The sequence below is a fragment of the Bradyrhizobium sp. AUGA SZCCT0283 genome (assembly GCF_018130385.1).
GTDB lineage: Bacteria > Pseudomonadota > Alphaproteobacteria > Rhizobiales > Xanthobacteraceae > Bradyrhizobium.
Genome location: NZ_JAFCLU010000015.1, coordinates 1 through 19,000, shown reverse-complemented (window position 1 = coordinate 19,000; position 19,000 = coordinate 1). Strand labels below are relative to the sequence as shown.

General features: G+C 60.9%; 21 protein-coding genes. 5 read left to right on the top strand and 16 right to left on the bottom strand.

Features of this window, described 5'->3' with window-relative positions:
• Positions 1-184 precede the first annotated feature (184 nt).
• On the top strand, positions 185-916 hold the full coding sequence (locus tag JQ624_RS20725; RefSeq protein ID WP_212420771.1) for a dienelactone hydrolase family protein: 732 nt from the start codon (positions 185-187) through the stop codon (positions 914-916).
• A complete protein-coding gene (locus JQ624_RS20720; protein WP_212420900.1) occupies positions 916-1,578 on the top strand; it encodes a phosphoribosyltransferase in 663 nt (220 codons plus the stop codon). The genes JQ624_RS20725 and JQ624_RS20720 overlap by 1 nt, the downstream gene beginning before the upstream one ends.
• A gap of 39 nt (positions 1,579-1,617) precedes the next feature.
• On the opposite strand, the gene JQ624_RS20715 is transcribed toward JQ624_RS20720, so the two are convergent.
• The 7 genes from JQ624_RS20715 to JQ624_RS20685 all read right to left on the bottom strand — a co-directional run bounded on the left by JQ624_RS20715 (position 1,618) and on the right by JQ624_RS20685 (position 7,234).
• Positions 1,618-1,827: a ChaB family protein gene (locus JQ624_RS20715; RefSeq protein ID WP_212420770.1), complete on the bottom strand. Its 210-nt coding sequence runs from the start codon at positions 1,825-1,827 to the stop codon at positions 1,618-1,620.
• Positions 1,828-1,861: 34 nt separating this feature from the next.
• Entirely contained in the window at positions 1,862-2,290 is a 429-nt protein-coding gene (locus tag JQ624_RS20710; RefSeq protein WP_212420899.1) for a DUF3775 domain-containing protein, read from the bottom strand.
• 151 nt (positions 2,291-2,441) lie between these two features.
• The gene (glk, locus tag JQ624_RS20705; RefSeq protein WP_212420769.1) at positions 2,442-3,425 is read right to left on the bottom strand and encodes a glucokinase; all 984 of its coding nucleotides are present in this window, start codon (positions 3,423-3,425) and stop codon (positions 2,442-2,444) included.
• A 46-nt stretch (positions 3,426-3,471) separates the two neighbouring features.
• Positions 3,472-4,602, bottom strand: coding sequence for a DNA topoisomerase IV subunit A (locus tag JQ624_RS20700; protein WP_212420768.1), 1,131 nt, complete (start codon positions 4,600-4,602; stop codon positions 3,472-3,474).
• 2 nt (positions 4,603-4,604) lie between these two features.
• Positions 4,605-6,338, bottom strand: a complete 1,734-nt coding sequence (locus JQ624_RS20695; RefSeq protein ID WP_212420767.1) for a DNA topoisomerase VI subunit B — start codon at positions 6,336-6,338, stop codon at positions 4,605-4,607.
• A 74-nt stretch (positions 6,339-6,412) separates the two neighbouring features.
• Entirely contained in the window at positions 6,413-6,838 is a 426-nt protein-coding gene (locus JQ624_RS20690) for a DUF2267 domain-containing protein (protein ID WP_212420766.1), read from the bottom strand.
• A 138-nt stretch (positions 6,839-6,976) separates the two neighbouring features.
• Positions 6,977-7,234: a hypothetical protein gene (locus JQ624_RS20685; protein ID WP_212420765.1), complete on the bottom strand. Its 258-nt coding sequence runs from the start codon at positions 7,232-7,234 to the stop codon at positions 6,977-6,979.
• 205 nt (positions 7,235-7,439) lie between these two features.
• Here JQ624_RS20685 and JQ624_RS20680 point away from each other — a divergent pair, with 205 nt between their 5' ends.
• A complete protein-coding gene (locus tag JQ624_RS20680) occupies positions 7,440-8,066 on the top strand; it encodes a 2'-5' RNA ligase family protein (protein WP_212420764.1) in 627 nt (208 codons plus the stop codon).
• On the opposite strand, the gene JQ624_RS20675 is transcribed toward JQ624_RS20680, so the two are convergent.
• From JQ624_RS20675 to JQ624_RS20645, 7 genes are all read right to left on the bottom strand, one after another.
• Complete coding sequence (locus tag JQ624_RS20675; protein ID WP_212420763.1) at positions 8,063-8,935, bottom strand: hypothetical protein; 873 nt, start codon at positions 8,933-8,935, stop codon at positions 8,063-8,065. The genes JQ624_RS20680 and JQ624_RS20675 overlap by 4 nt on opposite strands.
• A 2-nt stretch (positions 8,936-8,937) precedes the next feature.
• Positions 8,938-11,370: an AAA family ATPase gene (locus JQ624_RS20670; RefSeq protein WP_212420762.1), complete on the bottom strand. Its 2,433-nt coding sequence runs from the start codon at positions 11,368-11,370 to the stop codon at positions 8,938-8,940.
• Positions 11,371-11,462: 92 nt separating this feature from the next.
• Positions 11,463-12,578, bottom strand: a complete 1,116-nt coding sequence (ald, locus tag JQ624_RS20665) for an alanine dehydrogenase (RefSeq protein WP_212420761.1) — start codon at positions 12,576-12,578, stop codon at positions 11,463-11,465.
• Positions 12,579-12,601: 23 nt separating this feature from the next.
• Positions 12,602-13,111 (bottom strand): flavodoxin, encoded by a 510-nt coding sequence (locus JQ624_RS20660; RefSeq protein WP_212420760.1) that lies wholly within the window; start codon positions 13,109-13,111, stop codon positions 12,602-12,604.
• A 72-nt stretch (positions 13,112-13,183) separates the two neighbouring features.
• Positions 13,184-13,663 (bottom strand): hypothetical protein, encoded by a 480-nt coding sequence (locus JQ624_RS20655; protein WP_212420759.1) that lies wholly within the window; start codon positions 13,661-13,663, stop codon positions 13,184-13,186.
• Between the two features lie 422 nt (positions 13,664-14,085).
• Positions 14,086-15,252: a CapA family protein gene (locus tag JQ624_RS20650; RefSeq protein ID WP_212420758.1), complete on the bottom strand. Its 1,167-nt coding sequence runs from the start codon at positions 15,250-15,252 to the stop codon at positions 14,086-14,088.
• Positions 15,253-15,259: 7 nt separating this feature from the next.
• On the bottom strand, positions 15,260-15,679 hold the full coding sequence (locus tag JQ624_RS20645; protein WP_212420757.1) for a DUF2267 domain-containing protein: 420 nt from the start codon (positions 15,677-15,679) through the stop codon (positions 15,260-15,262).
• Between the two features lie 133 nt (positions 15,680-15,812).
• Here JQ624_RS20645 and JQ624_RS20640 point away from each other — a divergent pair, with 133 nt between their 5' ends.
• Positions 15,813-16,259, top strand: a complete 447-nt coding sequence (locus JQ624_RS20640) for an archease (RefSeq protein ID WP_212420756.1) — start codon at positions 15,813-15,815, stop codon at positions 16,257-16,259.
• 12 nt (positions 16,260-16,271) lie between these two features.
• Positions 16,272-17,702 (top strand): RtcB family protein, encoded by a 1,431-nt coding sequence (locus tag JQ624_RS20635; protein WP_212420755.1) that lies wholly within the window; start codon positions 16,272-16,274, stop codon positions 17,700-17,702.
• A 48-nt stretch (positions 17,703-17,750) separates the two neighbouring features.
• On the opposite strand, the gene JQ624_RS20630 is transcribed toward JQ624_RS20635, so the two are convergent.
• Positions 17,751-18,179 (bottom strand): universal stress protein, encoded by a 429-nt coding sequence (locus JQ624_RS20630; RefSeq protein ID WP_212420754.1) that lies wholly within the window; start codon positions 18,177-18,179, stop codon positions 17,751-17,753.
• A gap of 111 nt (positions 18,180-18,290) precedes the next feature.
• The gene (locus JQ624_RS20625) at positions 18,291-18,749 is read right to left on the bottom strand and encodes a YbhB/YbcL family Raf kinase inhibitor-like protein (RefSeq protein ID WP_212420753.1); all 459 of its coding nucleotides are present in this window, start codon (positions 18,747-18,749) and stop codon (positions 18,291-18,293) included.
• Positions 18,750-19,000 lie beyond the last annotated feature (251 nt).

Sequence of the window (19,000 nt, the reverse complement as noted above, 5' to 3'; positions counted from 1 at the left end):
CTGAGGAACCGGACCTTTTCGCCGAGAGTAAGTGCACCTGGGTCACAAACAGATCCGTCAGCCTGCGGCAGAGATTGAGGCGCCATTGATGAAGAATGGCCGAGTTCCTCCGGTCATGTTTGATGCTGATCAAGGTCCGCGTTGGTCAAGGGGTAATGATTTGCGGGCAGTGGAGTAAGCGGTCATGAAACAACAGGATGATCTCGCGCTTGGCCGTGTCGGTAGGGACGAGGGCAGCTCCGCCATCGTCTCACGGGAAGTGGTGATCCCTCCGCTTGGCCTAGCCGGCACGTTGAGACGTCCGGGTGGAGCCCGAGCACTGGTTATTTTCGCGCATGGCAGTGGCTCTAGCCGATTAAGCCCAAGGAATATCCGGGTCGCGGAAGCCCTCAACGATCGAAGGATCGCAACTCTGCTGTTTGATCTCTTGATGCCCGAAGAGGAGAACGACCCGAGGAATGTCTTCGACATCAAGCTTCTTGGCCGCCGCCTGATTCATGCGGTGAGTTGGATCGTCGAGCAACCCGATGTTGGCAGTTTACCGCTCGGACTGTTTGGAGCGAGCACAGGCGCGGCCGCCGCACTTGTTGCGGCAAGTTCGCACGGTGACCGCATCGGCGCTGTGGTCTCGCGTGGTGGACGCCCGGATCTTGCCGGCGACATCGTGCCGCAAGTCAAAGCGCCAACGCTGTTGATCGTGGGCGGGGCCGATTTCGGGGTGATCGAACTCAACCAATGGGCCCTGGAACGTCTCGGAGGTGAAAAGAGCATCGAAATAGTGCCCGGCGCTACCCATCTATTCCCGGAACCCGGCGCACTGGAAGCTGTCATTGAACTCGCCGCCGGATGGTTCAAACGGCACCTTGTCACCGGGAGAAATCAACCCGCAAACGCCAATCGGGATTCACGACAATGATGACGTTTCAGGATAGATCGGACGCTGGCCGCAGGTTGGCCAAAGCACTCGCAGAATATAAAGGACGCAGCGCTATCGTTCTCGCGTTGCCGCGCGGCGGGGTTCCGGTCGCGGCGGAAGTTGCAGCGGCGCTCGACGCGCCCCTCGACTTGATCCTTGTTCGCAAGATCGGAGTGCCGACCCAGCCGGAACTGGCGATGGGAGCGGTGGTGGATGGCGCCGCGCCGATCATTGTCCGCAATGAAGAGGTGATTGAGCTTTCAGGCACAACAGCCGATGAATTCGAGACAGCGTGTGCAAGCGAGCTTGCGGAGATCGAACGACGGCGCAAACTGTATATAGGAAAGCGTCCCCGGGCAGAGATCACGGGTCGGATAGTCATCGTCATTGACGACGGCATCGCAACCGGTGCGACGACAAGAGCAGCTTTGCAGGCGATCCGCAACCGGAAGCCGAAGGAATTGGTGCTCGCCGTTCCCGTCGCCCCACCCGACACGGTCGCGAAATTGCGCCGGGAAGTCGATGACTTGATCTGCCTGGAGACGCCGGAACTATTTGGAGCCATCGGTTATTTTTACCGTGATTTCCGGCAGGTTAGCGATGAGGAAGTCATAGCTACTCTCAAGCGCTTTCCGGCCAGGAAATCGGCCTCGATTGCCTGATATTGATCCCGTGAACGGCTGCAAGGGGAGCATCCATTCTCATTCTATCGGCACCCAGCGATCGCCATCCTTGATGTAGGATCGCTTGACAGCTGCCCAGGCGGTGCGGTGGGCGATCTCTTCCTGCCTGATGTCTCCAGCATGGGCTGCGAAGGCATGGTTGAACGCCGCACGATAAATGTCCTGCGCATGCGCCGGAAGGTGGTCGCGGACCGATGCGGGAAGGTCGGCATTAGTGCGATAGGGCATGGTTTCCCCAACCAAGCAACGGAGGGTTTGCCTGTCAGAATAGGTCGGATTCGACGTCTTCCGATGAGTGGCCGAATTTCGAGAGCGCTTCTTCCAGATGATCGGCCAGCAAGGGCATTCCCAGCAGATAGGCGGCCGTTCGCTTGTTATGTGCACGTGCGGCTTCAGCGCGAAGTTCGTCCCAATTCTCGATATCTCCGTCGCCGCGGCCGAGCCAAGTGAGGGCGACAAGATCGATCTGCTCGTCCTCGTTCAAATCATGGATAAAGCTTGTCAGTTCGGCGCGAACCGGATCATCCTGTCGGTCCTCCAGCACTGAACGCATGCCGTCATCGCTCGCATTGGAGCCAGATTCCGGGTCGGTGACGCCGTCCTTGGCGTCGAATTGGCGAGCTTTGGCGACGATGAAATACGCTTTTTCCGGCGAGATCGACAGGTTGGGGAGAGATGGGGATTTGGCCATCTTGCGCCTCCGGAATCCCAGAATGTGGCTCTTTATGAGCCTCGCTGCCGCTTCCAAGTTGAGCGAGATCAATTAATTACGAACCTGGCCGCTGCTCGTTCGGGGGAAGCCGGGGGGCTGTTGTTTGCGAGCGATCGGTGCCGGTGGGGTTTCAGCCAATGCCTTCGACCTCCGCCAGGTGGCGGAGGCCTATGAATGCGACGTCTTCGTCCAGAACAAGGTAGGCCGGTATTGGCTCGAGATACTTGCGACTCCGCCCCTTGTCTTCAAAGCGCGCGCGGAACTGCGATCTGGCAAAATAATCGGGCATGTGGCGAAGAATGCCGCCGGCGATATATATGCCGCCCTTCGCCCCGAGCGTCAGTGCGAGATTGCCGGCGACAGTCCCGAGCATCGCGCAAAACATTTCGATCGCGGCGCGGCTCGTCGCGCAAGTGCCTTCAACGCCATCCCGGGTGATCTCGGCGGCGCGGCGCTTTGGCAAGACAATGCCGTCCAGGACCGCAAGAGCCTCGTGAAGGTTCTCCAGCCCACTCCCGGAAAGAACGCGCTCTGACGAAACATGTCCGAATCGTTGCCGCAAGTAGGCGATGACGGCGTCCTCCCGCTCCGAGTTGCCAGCCATGGTCGAATGGCCGCCTTCGCTTGAAAGCACGAGGTGGTCGTGTCCATGCGGTATATTGGTCGCCATTCCGAGACCAGTGCCGGGGCCGAGCGCTACGAGAGGCGCTCCTTCGACGGCTTGTTGCCCGCCAATCTGCAGGAGCTTGTCGCCGGACAGACGGGGCAGGGACCATGCCACCGCTTCGAAATCATTAAGCAGACGCACAGTGGAAAATCCGTAGGCAGCGCGCAAATCTGCGGCATCGATCACCCAGGGATTGTTGGTGAGCTCACAGCGGCCGTTTCGTATCGCGCCGGGAACTGCAAGGATCGCGGACCGGATCGAGCCCGCTGCCGGCAGTTTTCCCAGATACGCGCTGAGAACTGCGGGAAAGCTGTGGTAGTCGCTGACAGCCATACGGGCGATCTCGCGCACCATTCCATCGGCCAGAACCGCAAAGCGCGCGTTGGTCCCGCCGATGTCCGCAAGCAGCACGCACTGAAAGGCTTGTTCTGAGAAGTCCGCTTTCATCCCTGTCCTGCCGCCCTGATCAGATCCCTGTACCAGTAGAACGAGGCTATGGCAGGAAGCCGTTCACGTTGGCAAGCTTCCTTGGCAGATAATCGTCGATAACGTAATTGAGGCCCCATTTGGCCAGCGCCTGCTGCTCGGCGCGAACGCCCATTTGGAGCAATTGCTTGATCGCGGCGATCCACTGGGGATGAGCCTTGATGAATGGATCATTCTGGAGTGCGTCTTGAGCGCGCTTGATATCAGTCGCTTCAAGCTTGTGGGTCGCGTCCTCAAGTCCAAAGTCGACAATGTCTTGGGGTGTGACGCCGAGGAAGCGTGCCTGCGGCACGCACAGGAAACGGTTTATGTGAGCCGCATTGCCGGAGCCGACCTTGAGCGTGCGGTAAATATTGGTAAATCCGTAAGGGTCGCAATCGACAAAGCAGTAGACCGGCAGGTTCTGCTTGTCGGAAAGCAGGCGAACGAAGCGCCGTGTGGCGCGGGTCGGGACCCCGCCCATTTCGACGATGATGCATCGCGCCGTCTCCCAGAACCGGTGATTATTGAGGCGCTGAAACATGCCGCCGGTTTCAATCGCGAGGATGAACCGTGCGTCGGTGCGGAAGGTCAGATGTTCGACCGAGCGCGGGATGCTGTAGGCACCACTCCCTAGGTTGGTGCAGTCGATCTCGATGGCTTCTCCCGTCGCGGGATTTCTGTCGACGATGGTCAGTCGACCCGCGACCGAGCCGCCGTGGGATTCCGGGTAGAAGCGCAGCTGCTCTCGTGACAGCCCCTGCATCGACGCCATAGCCTCTATGTCGTCCATGATGGCGTCCGATTCGGCCTGTTCGTCGAAGCGGCAATCTCCCCAGTTCTTGCTGATGTAATAGACTTCACGCTTGGTGGCGAAGTCGTCATGCTCGACCATCGCCCGTGAGGTTGCCATCAAGCGCAGGGTCTGCGCGAATGACCGCGCGGTGCTTACCGTCAGCGAGCGCACCTTGCGGGCGTCGCCGAGTTCGAAATAGCCCTTCGCTTCATCATATGTGACATTGTCAAGACTGCGGACCGGCAGCTTGATGTCCGGCAGCTTTCCGCTTTCGATGTTGGCGCGGACCTGTCCGGCAATCGATTCAATCAGCGTGATGGTCTTGTCATCCAGATCGCTGAGCGTGGCGTCGGAGCTGCTCATTTTCATGGCTCGGGCCTTTGCATGGTGCGGCTCTTGTGGAGCACGTCGTCGAGCTTCGTCATGGTAGAGTCGCGTTCACTATCGCTGAGAGAGAGGATGTCCTGCAGCGCGACGCCGATATGTGGCAGGTATTTCTCAATGTATGCCCGCCTGTCATATTCCTGGTGAAGTTGCGTCTCGTGGCGCAGGTAATGCGCGAGCTTGCGTGCGCATTCTTGCAGTCCCAATTTGATCTCCTTGAGGATTTCCGGATAGGGCTCGATGGCCTCCTTGGACTCGGAAGTGTAGGGTACCCAGACGGATGCGACGTGAACCAGGATCGCCATCGAGGCGACCGGTAAGGCGCCTTTCGATTGGTGCAGGCCGTAGCCACGCCAGTTCGTCTGGGTGACGGCCTTGGTGATCGCACAGCTGGCCTGCTGGTAGAGCAGCGGTACCCGGTTCGCAAACCGCAGCAGGCGAACGGGCTCGTCCTTCTGCGCTATCAGGTGTTCAGCAGCACGCGTTTCAGGCGTTTCCTTCTTGCGCATGTGGCCGCTTGCGTCGACTTCAACGCCGGCCCCGCCGGGGCGGCCATAGGCGATGGCAACTTCGACCTGGAACGGGTTGCCCCGGTAGGCGGCGGCTGGCCGGGTGGTGACGGTGAAGAAGTCGGCTTCCAGCTCCTTGTGCAGCCCGTCCAACAGTTGCTTCTCGCCGATCGGGACGATGCAGTCGGTCCGCGGTGCCTGGATGCGGGTTTTTTGAAGGGCCTTGTGCAGCGCCGCCGCCTGCACGTGGGCGATGTGCTTCGGATGCGAGCGGTCGCTTAGTTTCCTGTCGGAATGTGCGCCGGCGAGTTCAATGACCTTGAGCGCCGTCTTGGTCCCGACGCAGGAAAACTCGTCGACCAGAAACCGCAGCAAGGTGCGGCTTTTGGTGTTGTTCAACATCTGGATCAGCCGGCCGAGCTCGATGCCGTAGGGATGGGGCTTTATCTCGACCGGTCGGGGTGGGAGCTCCCTGGTGCTGCGGGTGAAATGCAGCTCCTCGCCGTGCGGGTCCTTATAGGTGATGGTGAGGTGCGGATTGGCTATGGCGGCTTGCTTCAGATAGACCTCGACTGAATGCGGCCCCTTCTGATAGTGGCCCTCCATCTCCATCTCGACGCGCGTGCCGTGAGGACGGTCCCACTTCAGCCGCTTTTTCCGGTGGATGTCCGGCTGGTTCCTGGCGGTATCGATCGAGACATACATTTCCGAGGCAAGCTTCTCGCCCTTGACGCGGCTGACGATGTGCAGCGGCTTGCCGACGGTGAGCTGTCCGTACATGCCCGCGGCCGAGATCCCCATGCCCTGTTGTCCGCGCGACTGGCTGAGCTTGTGGAATTTCGAACCGTAAAGCAGCTTGCCGAAAATACGGGAGATCTGGCCTTCGACGATTCCCGGGCCGTTATCCTCCACGATTACCCGCGATTTGCCGTTGCGGTCGCTCACCTCTACGCTGATGTGGGGGAGTATTCCCGCTTCCTCACAGGCATCGAGAGCGTTGTCGACCGCCTCTTTGACGGCGGTGACCAATGCCTTGGCGGGGGTATCGAAGCCGAGTAGATGTCGATTCTTGAGAAAGAATTCTGAAACGGAGATTTCGCGCTGCCGACTCGCCATTTCACGGGCGGTGGCGGGTGGGGATTGCCTGTCAGACACAAGGTGCATCCCGTTATTCATGGAGCAACCATGCATATCCACCGCTCCCACGGTGTCGCTTGACCAAGATCATTGCCGTTTGCCTCGGTGCTGCGCAGGAATTGAACTCAGCTTTGCTTGCATGATTAGGGCCGCAAAGTTCTGAGGGAAGCGGGCAGGTGGTCCATCAGCTTTGCAAACTCGCCCGGATCGAGCTTCTCCCAGAGGGTCTCGAACACGCCGCGGGCCACAGTCAACGGATCCATCGGAAATCGTGGCGGCAATGCTTGCAAAACGTGGTCGGCAAATTCCTGGACGCTACGATCTTTGGTCGGCTTTCCGGCCATATGCCAGCCTTCATAGTAGACGCCGCGCACCAGGGTCGGAAGCTGAGCGCCGAAGTGCACGGCGACCTCGGGTGGCAACCGGTCGCGTAACGCATGCAACACGGCCCGCAGCGCTATGTAAGCGTGGTGGCGATCCTCAAAATGCAACTGCTCAGCAACTGCCTTGAGCCAAACATTGGTTTCCTGAACGGTGTGATCAAGTCCGGCGACGCCTGATGTGTTCATAACGCCCTCCGCTCGTTTCAGATGACAGGATCGATCTATATCTGCTGCCTCTCGTCTGAGAGACGCAGTCTACTCGTGGCGGATCGGGCTCGGTTTGATGTGCGTCAAGCGGGCTTCGACGGGCTCTCGCGCGCACCATCATCCCGTACGCGGTGGCTCCTCGTCTTCATTCTCCGTAAGGATTGCGACAATTTCCGAGGCCACGCCTTTTACGGCCATGCCGGCGCCGAACACGTCCGGATCGCCGTCAAGCCATACCGATGCTTGTTCGATGTCCGCCATCGTCGGTCGCAGCGACATGATTGCCAGAACCTGAGTCTCATCGAGATCGCCCAAGGCGCCCTTGATATCGTCAGGGGTGGCAGATGCTGTCGCGCCAGGATCGGCCTTTACCATCGGTACCTCCTCGGTCTGCGCATACTGGGACGAGCTGCCCGTTGCCAGCCAGGTGAGCAGACTGGGCATCAGTTGTTTTGATCAAGATCAATCGCGCAACTGCCCCGGTAGCGCTTAATCTCTCCCGTTGCGGTGAATTGTACCGTTGTTGATTCAGCCAGTGAGACTGGGCGATCGGTCCTCACCAGCGGGAGATTGCGCTGGCGTGCCAAAGGTATCGGAAAGCGGATCGGACCAATCGGAAGACCCGACTGCAGGCTCAGGCAGTTCGCCGCGGGCGCGCGTTTTCGTCGCGCTCAAGATTGCGCCCGGGATCGCCGACGGGCTCGCGAGGATGGCGCTCGAACTGGAGCGATTTCCAGTCCGCCTGATCGCTCCCGCCGACATTCATCTCACGCTGGTACCGCCGTGGAACGAGGTTTCGATACCAGGTGCGGTCGGGAAGCTTCGCGGCGTCGCCGGCAGGTTCGGCGAATTCGTGCTGGAATTTCGTCATGTCGGATATGGTCCGGACCCGAGACGCCCGCGGTTTCTGTGGGTGGAATGCGCGGCCGGACCGGACTTGGCGCAACTGCGCGCCTCGCTGCTTGTTGCATTTGAGCAAACGGATGAGCGACCGTTTCGGCCGCATGTCACGCTAGCCAGGCTTCGCGCAAATGGCCGCACCATCGCGCGGAAATGTCCGATCGATCGGGAGCTCGCGCTGACGCAACGCATTGGTTCGATCGAGCTTTTGCAATCGCCAGCTCCGGGCGAAGCCGGCTACAGACCGCTTGCGTCGCTCCCGTTCGGCACGGCTCCGGAACTTCCAAGGGGGCCGAACGGTGTTTAGCGGCCCGTTGGCCGCGTCGATTCATCTGCCGCCATTCCCGGCGGCTCGACGACCAGCACGGGGACTCGTCGCGCGGCTGTAATCGCCGAGGCCGTTCCTTCGGCCAGGGCGCCGCGGGTCACGACAACCAACCGCTCCGCGATCTGGCGGAAGGCCTGAGCGCAGGCCGCCGGATCGGCCAGTCGGACGTTGGGGGCGGCCATCCGTTTGATGACAAGGCCGGTGTCGTCGGCAAGCCTGCGGATGCGCGGATCATCGGCATCGAGGCCGTCGGTTTCGATGATGATCAGCTCTTCCTTCGCCGCGAAGGCGATAGCCGCAGCCCCGAGAATGCTAGGGTCGCCGGACGATGCCGCAATCGCGACAACGGGGCCCTTGGTTCGCGCGATATGCGGCGGCACGAGCATGACGGCGGCCGCCGACCGGAAAGCGCCCTCGACCAGCCAAGAGAATTGCTGGGTGGCCCGCTCGGCGGGGCTTCCGGGCTCGGCGATCATGACGATGTCGTCGATTCGCGAGACCGATGCGAAAGTTTGCGCAATCGAACCCCGCGCGACCTCGAACTGGGATCCGGTGGGGAGGCGTTTCGCCGCATCCATGAACTTGCGTTCGATGCTGCGTGCGGCAAGCTCGAAATCGCGCGACAACCGTTCCGGATCGATCGCGTGCCAACCGCCGCCGAGCGGCCTGAACTCACGCGAAAAGGGGATGCTGGCGAGGTCGTACAGGCCGCTGTCTTGAAGGAACAGCCCAAGCAGATCGAGATGAAGCAGATCGGCAAGTTCGACGGCCAGCCGCATTGTGCGGTCGTGTGCGCCGGGTTGAAGTCCCAGCACGAGCCGCTTGAAGCTGTGAGGTTCCTTCGGCATGGCTAGTTGGCGGGTGCTCCGCCGCTGTTGCTCTGGTTGGCGAAATTCCTTCGGATGCTGGCGAAGGCCCGCAGCCGGTCTTCAACTCGCCGATTGACGCTGTCAAGCGGATAAGACCTGTCTGAACCGCGCACGCCAGCGGCAAGCCCGGTCAGCAGCGCTATCCCTTCATTGAGGGTGGCGATCGGGTAGACCGCAAAGCGGCCGGCTGCGCAGGCATCGAGCACGTCTTTGCGCAGCATCAGATGTTGGACGTTCGCCTGCGGGATCAGCACGCCTTGCGTTCCGGTCAGCCCGCGCTTCTCGCAAATGTCGAAGAAGCCCTCGATCTTCTCGTTGACGCCGCCAATCGCCTGAATTTCGCCGTGCTGGTTCACCGATCCGGTCACCGCGAGGTCCTGCCGCAACGGCACGTCCGCGAGCGCCGACAGCAGCGCATAGAGTTCGGCAGACGACGCGCTGTCCCCCTCGACGCCGCCATAGGATTGTTCGAACACCAGACTGGCGAACAGCGACATCGGAGTATCGAGCGCGTATTGCCCTGCCAGGAACCCGGAAAGAATCAGGACGCCCTTCGAGTGGAGCGGGCCGCCGAGTTCGACTTCGCGCTCGATATCGACGACTTTGCCGCTGCCTGGTCTCACCTGACAAGTGATGCGGGTGGGGCGCCCGAATGAAAATCCACCGAGCTCGGTGACACTCAGGCCATTGATCTGTCCGACATGCGTTCCTGCGGTGTCGATCAGCGCCACCTTGTCGAGGATGGCTTCCTGCGTCCGGTCTCGGAGGCGGGCGGCGCGCCGGATGCGGGCGTTCAGGGTGTTATCTACATCGGCGCGCGAGATCACGCTGCGCTTTTCTTCGCGGGCAAAAAAGTCCGCCTCGATCAAAATTTCACGCAGCTGTTCGACGGCCAACGAGAGCTTGCTGGCATGTTCAGCCGAGCGGGCGGCATGTTCGAGCACGAGGGCCACCGCATCGCGATCCAGGGCGTTCAAGCCCTCGCGCTGCACGAGGGTCGCCAGCAGCCGCGCGAGGATGGCCTCGTTCTCGGGCGTTCGGGGGAGGTCGTTTTCGAAATCGGCAAGAACCTTGAAATGCTCTGCCATTTCGGGATCGAGAGCAGCGAGCAGAAAATACAGCATTCGATCGCCGAACAGGATGACTTTCAACTTGAGCGGGATTGGATCGGGCTCCAGTGATACCGTGCTGGTCAGGCCGAGAAATCGGCCAATATCTTCGATCGCGATTTCGCCCCGCCGCAGCGTCCGCTTGAGCGCCGCCCAGCTGAACGGCTCCAGCAGCACACTCCTGGCGTCGAGCAACAGGTACCCGCCGTTGGCGCGATGAATTGCGCCGGCCTTGATAAGGCGAAAGTTCGTCAATAGCGCGCCGTGCAAGGCGACATACTCGATGCGGCCGATCAGGTTGCCAAGCGCAGGATGTAGCTCCTCGATCATCGGAACAGACCTGTCGATGTCCTGAGTGACGAGGACGTTGACTTCATAGCGATCCAACGGACCGCCAGTTCTGATATCGCGCACCTCGTTGCCGTCATCCTCGTGCTTGATGACGAACATGCCGAAGTTTTCAATCAGGTCGGCGCGAATCGTCTCGATATGTTGCACCACCCTCGAAATGTCCTTGAAGGCGTCCTTGGTGTCCTCGATCAACTGGTCGACCGCGTATTTCGCCGTGTCGCGGCCGAGTTGACGCGCTTCATCGCGCCGTTCTGTCTCCCACCGCGGGATTTGCCGAACAATATGCTCAAGCTCCTTCTCCAGCTCCTTGATGGCAGCCTGTACTTCGCGTCGCTTGGCTTCAGGCCACTTGCTGAATTCATCGGGCGAGACGACCTCGCCATTTTTGGTCGGCGCCAGCGCAAAGCCGAGTGGCGTCCTCAAGATGGCGATATCCTTTTCGGCGGCCTTGTCGTGCAGCGCGGAAAAGGCCTCACCTTGCCGCTTCTGGAATGATTCGTCGATGGCGGCTTGGCGCCGCTGATAATCCTCACCTTGGAACACCGCGGGCAGAGCCGATTTAAGATCGTCGATCAGCTTGTTCATCGCGTCGTGAAAATTGCGTGCGCGGCCCGCCGGCAGTTCGATGGCGATCGGCTTGGCCGGATCGGCGAAATTATTGACATAGACCCAGTCGGAAGGGCCGGGCTTTCCCGCCGCCTCCGCAGCCAGCATGGTCTTGACGGCATCCTGCATGCGGGCGCCGTTGGGACCGATCACAAAGAGGTTGAAACCGGTCTTGGCCACCCGTGTTCCAAATCGGATCGCTTCGACCGCGCGGGCCTGACCGACAAGCCCGTCGATCGGCTGTAACTCTGCCGTGGTTGAGAACGTCAGGCCCGACAGGTCGGTGGGACGATAGAGTTGTTTGGCCGTCAGCGGCCGAACCACGGTCTTTGTAATGCCGGCGTCCACGTGATGCTCCTGATCCGCAGCGCATTTCAGGCTAAATGGTGGCGCCGGCCTTGACGTGCATCAAGCTCCGGGGCGCACCGGCGCGCTGGTTCTCATTTCAGGACGTCGATCGCGGCGGTGAAGGGTAGCCGCAAGGCGTCGGCCACGGCGCGGCAAGTGATCTTGCCGTCGTGAACATTGAGTCCATTGCGCAAATGCGGGTCGTCGATCAATGCTCGCGGGAATCCCTTGTCCGCCAGGGCCAGAACGAACGGCCGCGTCGCATTGTCGAGCGCGAATGTCGATGTTCGCGGCACCGCGCCGGGCATGTTTGCCACGCAGTAATGCACGACGCCGTCAACCACAAAGGTCGGCTGTGAGTGCGTCGTCGGGCGCGAAGTTTCGGCGCAGCCACCCTGGTCGATCGAAACATCGACGATGACGGAGCCGGGCTTCATGGCCGCGACGGTGCGCCCCGAAATGAGCTTGGGCGCCGTGCCACCCGCGACGAGGGCGGCGCCGATCACCACGTCTGCGGCGGTGCAGAGATCTTCGACCTCGCCGGCATCGGCCGTAACCAGACGGATACGCTTGCCAAAGAGCTGCGACACGTGGCGCATCGTCTCGGCACTGTGCACAGCGACACTCACATTGGCGCCCATGCCGATCGCCATCTCGGCCGCGCTGCTTCCGACAACGCCGCCACCGAGAATCACGACTTCAGCAGCTGGCAGGCCCTCGATGCGGCCGAGCAGGATGCCGCGGCCCCCTTGGGGACGTTGCAGGAAATGGGCGGCAACCTGAGGCGCCATGCTGCCGGCAACCCGCGACATCGGGGCCAGCAAGGGAAGCTTTCGCGCGGCGTCGGTGACGGTTTCGTAGGCGAGGGCTGTTACGCCGGATGCCATCAGATCTTGGCTCTGTTGGGCATCTGGCGCCAGGTGCAGATAGGTGAAGAGGATCTGGCCGGGTCGCAGGCGCTTCCGTTCGGATGCCAGCGGTTCCTTGACCTTCACGATCAGTTCGGCGCGCTGAAATATCTGATCTGCATCCGCGATGATCTCGGCGCCGGCGGCAATGTATTCCTCGTCGGTGATGCCGGCGCCAGCGCCCGCCATGGTCTCGACCGCGACCCGATTTCCCCTGGCGCTCAGCGCCTTGACCGTCTCTGGAGTGAGGCTGACACGGTATTCGTCGGTCTTGATTTCCTTTGGAACGCCGATGAACATTGTCGCCTCTCAACTTCGGTCAATTAGCGGCTTACTGTGCTTTTGCTCGGACGATCGTTCTCGATCGCCTTCACGAACGCCGAAAGCCGGCCGAAATGGCGTCCCGACAATGCTTCCCGTTCTGTAATTGCACAAACGGCGCGAGGCTGCTTGCCGACAATGGCCGTCATCTGCGCAAAGGCGCTTTCACTACCCTTGCCTCCGAGGGTGCAGAAGAATGCGACCTCTGGCAGTTGCCTCGCAGTCGACATCAGGTACGCCCGAACCGGGGAGCTTAACGACCAGGCCCAAACTGGAGTGCCGACGACAACCAGGTCATACGAGGAGACGTCGTGCTGTCTCGGTGTGATTGTGGAAGGACGCTTCAGCCTCGCCTCCAGAATCGACCGCATGTAACCGAGAAAACCGGTCCGGGGTTTGGGCTCGGCGATTTCTTCAAGGTCGCATTGGAGGGCCTCGGACAGAGCCTGAGCGATCCTGCGCGTCGTTCCCGACCGCGAATAGAAAACCACGAGAGTTTTTGAAGCGCCCATTCGATTAATTCCTCACGACGGCCTCTGCCGCATACTCAGATCCAAACCACGAAGCCAGTACGAAGGTTTCGTTCATTTTGCCTGCTCTTGCTTGACAACGCCGGGGCCGTGCCGGTCGCTCTCGATCGAAGCGAGCAGGGCGGATAGACGGGCCGTGGCCGCGGCATCGTCTGTCTTGGCGACGACTGTCGCCATTCCCCGCTCCGGGCGAATGAATTGGCTGTTGAAGGTTTCAAGGTCGATTGGCTGGTCATTCTCCACCATCGTGCCTCTACCAGGCCCGCGCGGACCGATCTCGTCTTCAACGACAATGGTCATCAGCCAGCCATCGGACGGATGGGCGGGAGCGATCTCCAGGGTCGCAACGGTGGCGATTTCGCGGAGGTCCTCGCGCTCCTCATCGCCCAGATGAAGTTCTGGGCGAGCCGGGATTTGGCGTTCCTCGGTTGTGCGGCGTGCGACGGTCTTCAGAGACGAGGGAGCGATCCGATGCTCGGCAATGACCCAGCGAACAATCTGCTTGGGATCGATATGTACGGAAAAAGGTTCCATGCGGATACCCTCCGTCCCTGTTGTCGCTCGTTTGCTTGGTTCGAAAGCTTGGGTTCGAAGCGAGCAGGCAAGCGCTCGGATTTTACGAAGCGCAGGGCCCGCGCCTCCCATCCGTCGAACCGAAGTCTCCTCCGGGGTGCTCGGACAGGATGGCTGCGGGCCCTTCCGCTATGCTTCATCAGCAGACTGGTTCATCACATGAGCAGATCCCCGCCCGTAAACGGTTCACTGCCGTATTTCGCCAATCTTGCCTCCACACAGCAGAAAATCATTCAAGCGCCGGAATCGACGAAGGCCTTTGACCTGGATCAAGTTGGCCGACGGCGACGCCATCCCGCAGCAGAATGCTTCGGCGAAGCGAGGCTGCTCTGCCACCGTGCCAGGCACGGACTGTATCGAAGGAGACGAACTCGCGAGAGACATCAGGTGTTAGGTCGATTGGACATCGGATGGGAAAGGCCAAGCCGGCCGCCCGGATCGAGTACAATGCCGGTTTTGAACTGCAGGCATTCCCGCTGGAGCGTCTGGTGCATCCATTCGATGTCCTGCCTCGATGGGGGCTCGAGCCGGAACTTCCTGATTTGAAGAGGGATGATCTCGAACGCGGCAAGATCTCCGGTCGTCGGTTCGATATCCGCGAAATACATAAGCGCCAGATCGCTGCGATACTCTTCGTATCCGCGGATTCCTTCATAATCATTGAAGAAATCGCCGCAGCCATAAAGAATGAGCCGCTTATGGTAGACCTCGACGGCCTTGGCATGATGCGATGAATGGCCATGAATGATCGACACATTCGCCCGATCGATGAGCGTGCGTGCGAAGCGCTGTTGCTCTTCGGGGATTTCGTAGCCCCAGTTCGAACCCCAATGAACGGAGACGACGGCCAGATCGCCCGGTTGCTTGATGCTGACAATGTATTCCGCGGCGCGTTGCGCGACCGCCTCGGAGAGTTGCGTCAGGAGGTTGACACCGGGAATATCCGTTGCGGCGGCCCAACTGCGGGGAATGCCGCTCGTCACATCGCCGAAGGAAAAGACAAGTACCCGCGGCTTGCCGGCAAGGTCGAGCACCGCCGGTGCCGCGGCCTCGAAGGCATTCAGACCTGCGCCGGCAGCCTTGATCTTCAGATGTTCCAGCGTCGTTAACGTCTGCAACAGGCCGCTCCGTCCCCAATCGAGGACGTGATTGTTGGCAAGCACACAGCAGTCAATCCCTGCGGCGGAGAGGCAGTCGGCATTCTCGGGACTCATGCGATAATTGATGCCCTTTCGGGCGTAGTCATCGCTACGGGTAATGGCCGTTTCCAGGTTGATGATACGGGCGTCCGGCTGCATCCGGCTCAGTTCATCGAGCGCGGCGCCCCAAACGTACGAAGGCTCGGCGTTTCGGGGAATTGGGCCATTCGCTTGCTCGGCCAAACCGACATAATCCTTTGCCGAAGCGAGGTAGTTTTCGTGCAGCGTGGGGTCGCAGGGATGCGGCAGCACCTGATCAATGCCTCGTCCCGTCATGACGTCGCCGCAGAGGAACAGCCTTACGGATCGCGTTGGCCGAGGATCGGTTGATGATCGCGGTGTTGCGCTCATGGCCAGATCAGCTTGGCCAAAGATTGTGAAGCGGCTTTGGCGTGGCGGCCTTGGCGTCCTCAAGTTCGCCAGCGGGCAAACGCGCCGCGAGTGCGGCAAACACCGCCCGGGCGGCATCCTCCACATCGATGGCGAGGTCGCGATGGACGCTATCGTGAATCCGATCAAGGAAGGCGCTTCTGCTCTTCGCTGCCAGATGGGCGCCTGGATGCCATCCCTCGTAATAGAGCCCGCGCAACAATGGCGGCAGCTGCGCTCCGATGTATATCGCCTCATCTTGCGGAAGGCTGTCACGCAACCCATGCAGGGTCGCCAGCAGAACCATATAGACCCGCTCGCGGTCATGCCAGCCGAGACGGCGCATGACGTCATCGACCCAAGCCTCTGTCTCAGACACGGCCACGCTGAGATCCTGAAGAGCTGCCATAGGTATCTCCCGAATTATTTGTAATCTTTCCGCCCGAGGCGGCCGGGGTGTTTGCGCGAGATCAAGTGATGCCGCTCATTTGTTGCTTTCATTGCAGCCGCGCTTTGCGGCTGGGATAGAGGCGTTTGGCTGAATGACCATGAGTTCCGCCTTGCCAACTGAGCAGAGGAGGAAATGGGAACATTTTCCGCATGATGCTGACGTCGGACTGCGGGGGTGGGGCGCGACACCTGCCGAAGCGTTCGAGCAGGCAGCTTGTGCCCTGATGGCGGTCGTCACGCAGGCGGAAGTGAATCCGAAAATTGCCGTTCGGCTAAAATGCCAAGCGCCGGACCTCGAACTACTGTTCGTCGAATGGCTCAATGCCATCATCTACGAAATGGCCGTTCGCAATATGCTGTTTGGACGCTTTCTGGTCCGAATTGAGAATGACCGCCTTGAAGGAACACTGTGGGGCGAGCCGGTCGACGTCGAACGGCATGCTCCAGCCTGTGAACCCAAGGGCGCGACCTATACCGCGCTGAGGGTCGCCAAGGACACTGACGGTAGATGGTCGGCCGCCTGCATTGTCGATGTATGATGGAGGTCTGCAATGGACCCTGCTCGATTTACCCGTGTCGATGGCACGACGTGGCGCGTCGAGCCGTCGGGAACGATGCGCGTCCCGGTGATCATCTACGCCGACGAAAACCTGATCCAGGACATGGATGACAAGGTTCTCGAGCAGGCGGCGAACGTCGCGAGGTTGCCCGGGATCGTGCAGGCCTCCTATGTCATGCCGGACGCACATTGGGGTTATGGATTCCCGATTGGCGGCGTGGCGGCGTTCGATCCGGATCGCGGTGGCGTGATCTCCGCCGGCGGCGTCGGCTTCGATATATCGTGTGGCGTACGTACGATGCTGACGGGGCTGTCAGTCGCCGACATCCTTCCCGTACAGAAGCAGCTCGCCGATTCACTGTTTCATCAGATCCCGGCCGGCGTGGGCAGCGAAAGCGCGATCACGCTGGAGGCGGCTGAGATGGAGGCGATGCTCGCGAGGGGCGCCCATTGGGCAGTTGCGCGCGGCTGGGGAGAAATGCGCGACCTTGAACGGATCGAGGAACAAGGGCGGATGGCTGGCGCCCGGCCGGATTTCGTGTCGGACCGCGCCAAGGAACGCCAGCGCCGGGAAATGGGAACGCTTGGCTCGGGTAATCACTATCTCGAGGTCCAGGCGGTAGCCGAGATTTTTGATAGGGTGGTCGCAGATACCTTCGGGCTCGTACAGGACGGCGTTGTCGTGACCGTTCACTGCGGCTCGCGCGGCCTCGGCCATCAGATCGGAACCGAGTTTCTGAAAGAGATGGTCGTGACCGCGAAGGAGGCCGGTATTGATCTTCCCGACCGCGAGCTTGCCTGCGCGCCGATCAATTCGGAAGTCGGTCAACGCTACCTCGGCGCGATGCGGGCGGCGATCAATTGCGCGCTCGCCAATCGCGAGATTCTCGGCCACTACGTCCGCCGCGTCTTCGCGCATTTCTTTCCGGATAAGCAACTGCGCCTATTGTTCGATGTCTCGCACAACACGTGCAAGGTCGAGCGTCATCTCGCGGACGGAAAGCGGCGTGATCTGTTCGTTCATCGCAAGGGCGCAACCCGGGCCTTTGGCCCTGAACATGAGAGCCTGCCCGCGGCCCTGCGTCCGGTCGGCCAGCCGGTACTTATTGGTGGCAGCATGGGCACGGGCTCATACGTTCTGGCCGGCGAAGCGACGAGCGAGGCGAAGGCGTTCTCTTCGGCGTGTCATGGAGCGGGCCGGGCGCTTTCCCGCCACGCCGCGCTCAAGCAATGGAGCGGCCGCAAGATCGTCGATGATCTCGCCTCACAGGGGATCCTGATCCGGTCGCCGTCGACACGCGGCGTGGCCGAGGAAGCCCCCGGTGCCTATAAGGACGTCGGTGCGGTCGTGGCCGCGGCCGAGCATGCAGGGCTCGCCCGAAGTGTGGCGCGCCTGCGGCCGCTGATTTGCGTCAAGGGCTAGGGTCGGTCCGGAAGCTCGAAAGGTACCGCCAACCTGCGGGTTTTGCATTCAGGGGACGACGACGACGGCACAGGGAGCCAGGCTGACAAGCTTCTGGGAGACGCTGCCAAGCAACAGCCCCGCCAACTGGCCGCGACCGCGCCGGCCAACGACGATCATATCGACCGGGCCGTCCTTGGCGATATCGATCAATGATCGGGTGACGTCACCCCAGCCTACCCGCAATGTGGTCTGGGATACGCCAAGGTGGCGGGCGCGCGCCTCGGCCGCCTTCAGCGTCTGTGTCGTCAATGCTTCCAGCACGTCGCCAACGCTACCCTCGGTTCGCACCAATTGCTGCGCTTCCTCAAATGCCTGGCTATCCGCAACTGTTACGATCAACAGATCGCCCGATGACGCTCTGGCGATCTCCGCCGCCACGTCAACCGCGCGATCCGCCCCGCTGGATCCGTCAGTGGCCACCATGATATGTCGCATCAGATTGTCCTCGCTTTTTGCGTTACTTCATTGTGCTAACAGAGCTCCGCACCGGTCAGATGCTCACCACCTCGCTCAACCGGGATGACGCGAGAAGCTGAACGCCACAGTCTATCGCTGATAGATCCCGACGAGGGTTGCTTCAGCGACAACATGTCTGCGTGCTTCTCGCTCGACCTCGCGGCAGGAGGGTTTGGCGCCGAGCGACAGGTGGTCGACGGAAAGGGCCAGCAAACGAAAGTGATAACGGTGACGTCCATGACCGCGGGGCGGGCAGGGACCGCCGTAGCCGACGCGGCGAAAGTCGTTGATGGCCTGCTTGAATCGCGCCATGCGGCTGTCACGGCCGGCACCTTCGGCAAGCTCTGTTTGGTCAGCATCAATGTCGTAAGCGGCCCAATGGTGCCATTTGCCTGCGGGGGCATCCGGATCGTCACAAAGGAAGGCGAAACTGCGGGTCGTCGAAGGCGCGGCTTCCCAATCAAAGGGTGGGGAGAGGTCCTCTCCATCGCAGGTGAAACGGCGCGGGACCGCTGAGCCGTCGGAAAAGGCACTTGAGCGAAGCTGCATTGGCCACCTCCAGGTTGGCAAGACTGTCTCAGCCGTGGACTGGCTTGATTGATCCGGATCAAGGCTATGCCACGGTCCGGCCCTCGCGAGCGCGGTCCTCGGCCGCTTACGAGGAAAGCTGTTGCTTGTTCCCAACCATGATTTGGCGCAATCCATAACTGCTGCTGTGATGCACTAGTGGTTCATCACAGTGATTTTGAGTCTTTGGCGGTGGCTGGATAAGCACGGCCGAGTTTGGCGCGGGCTTTGTC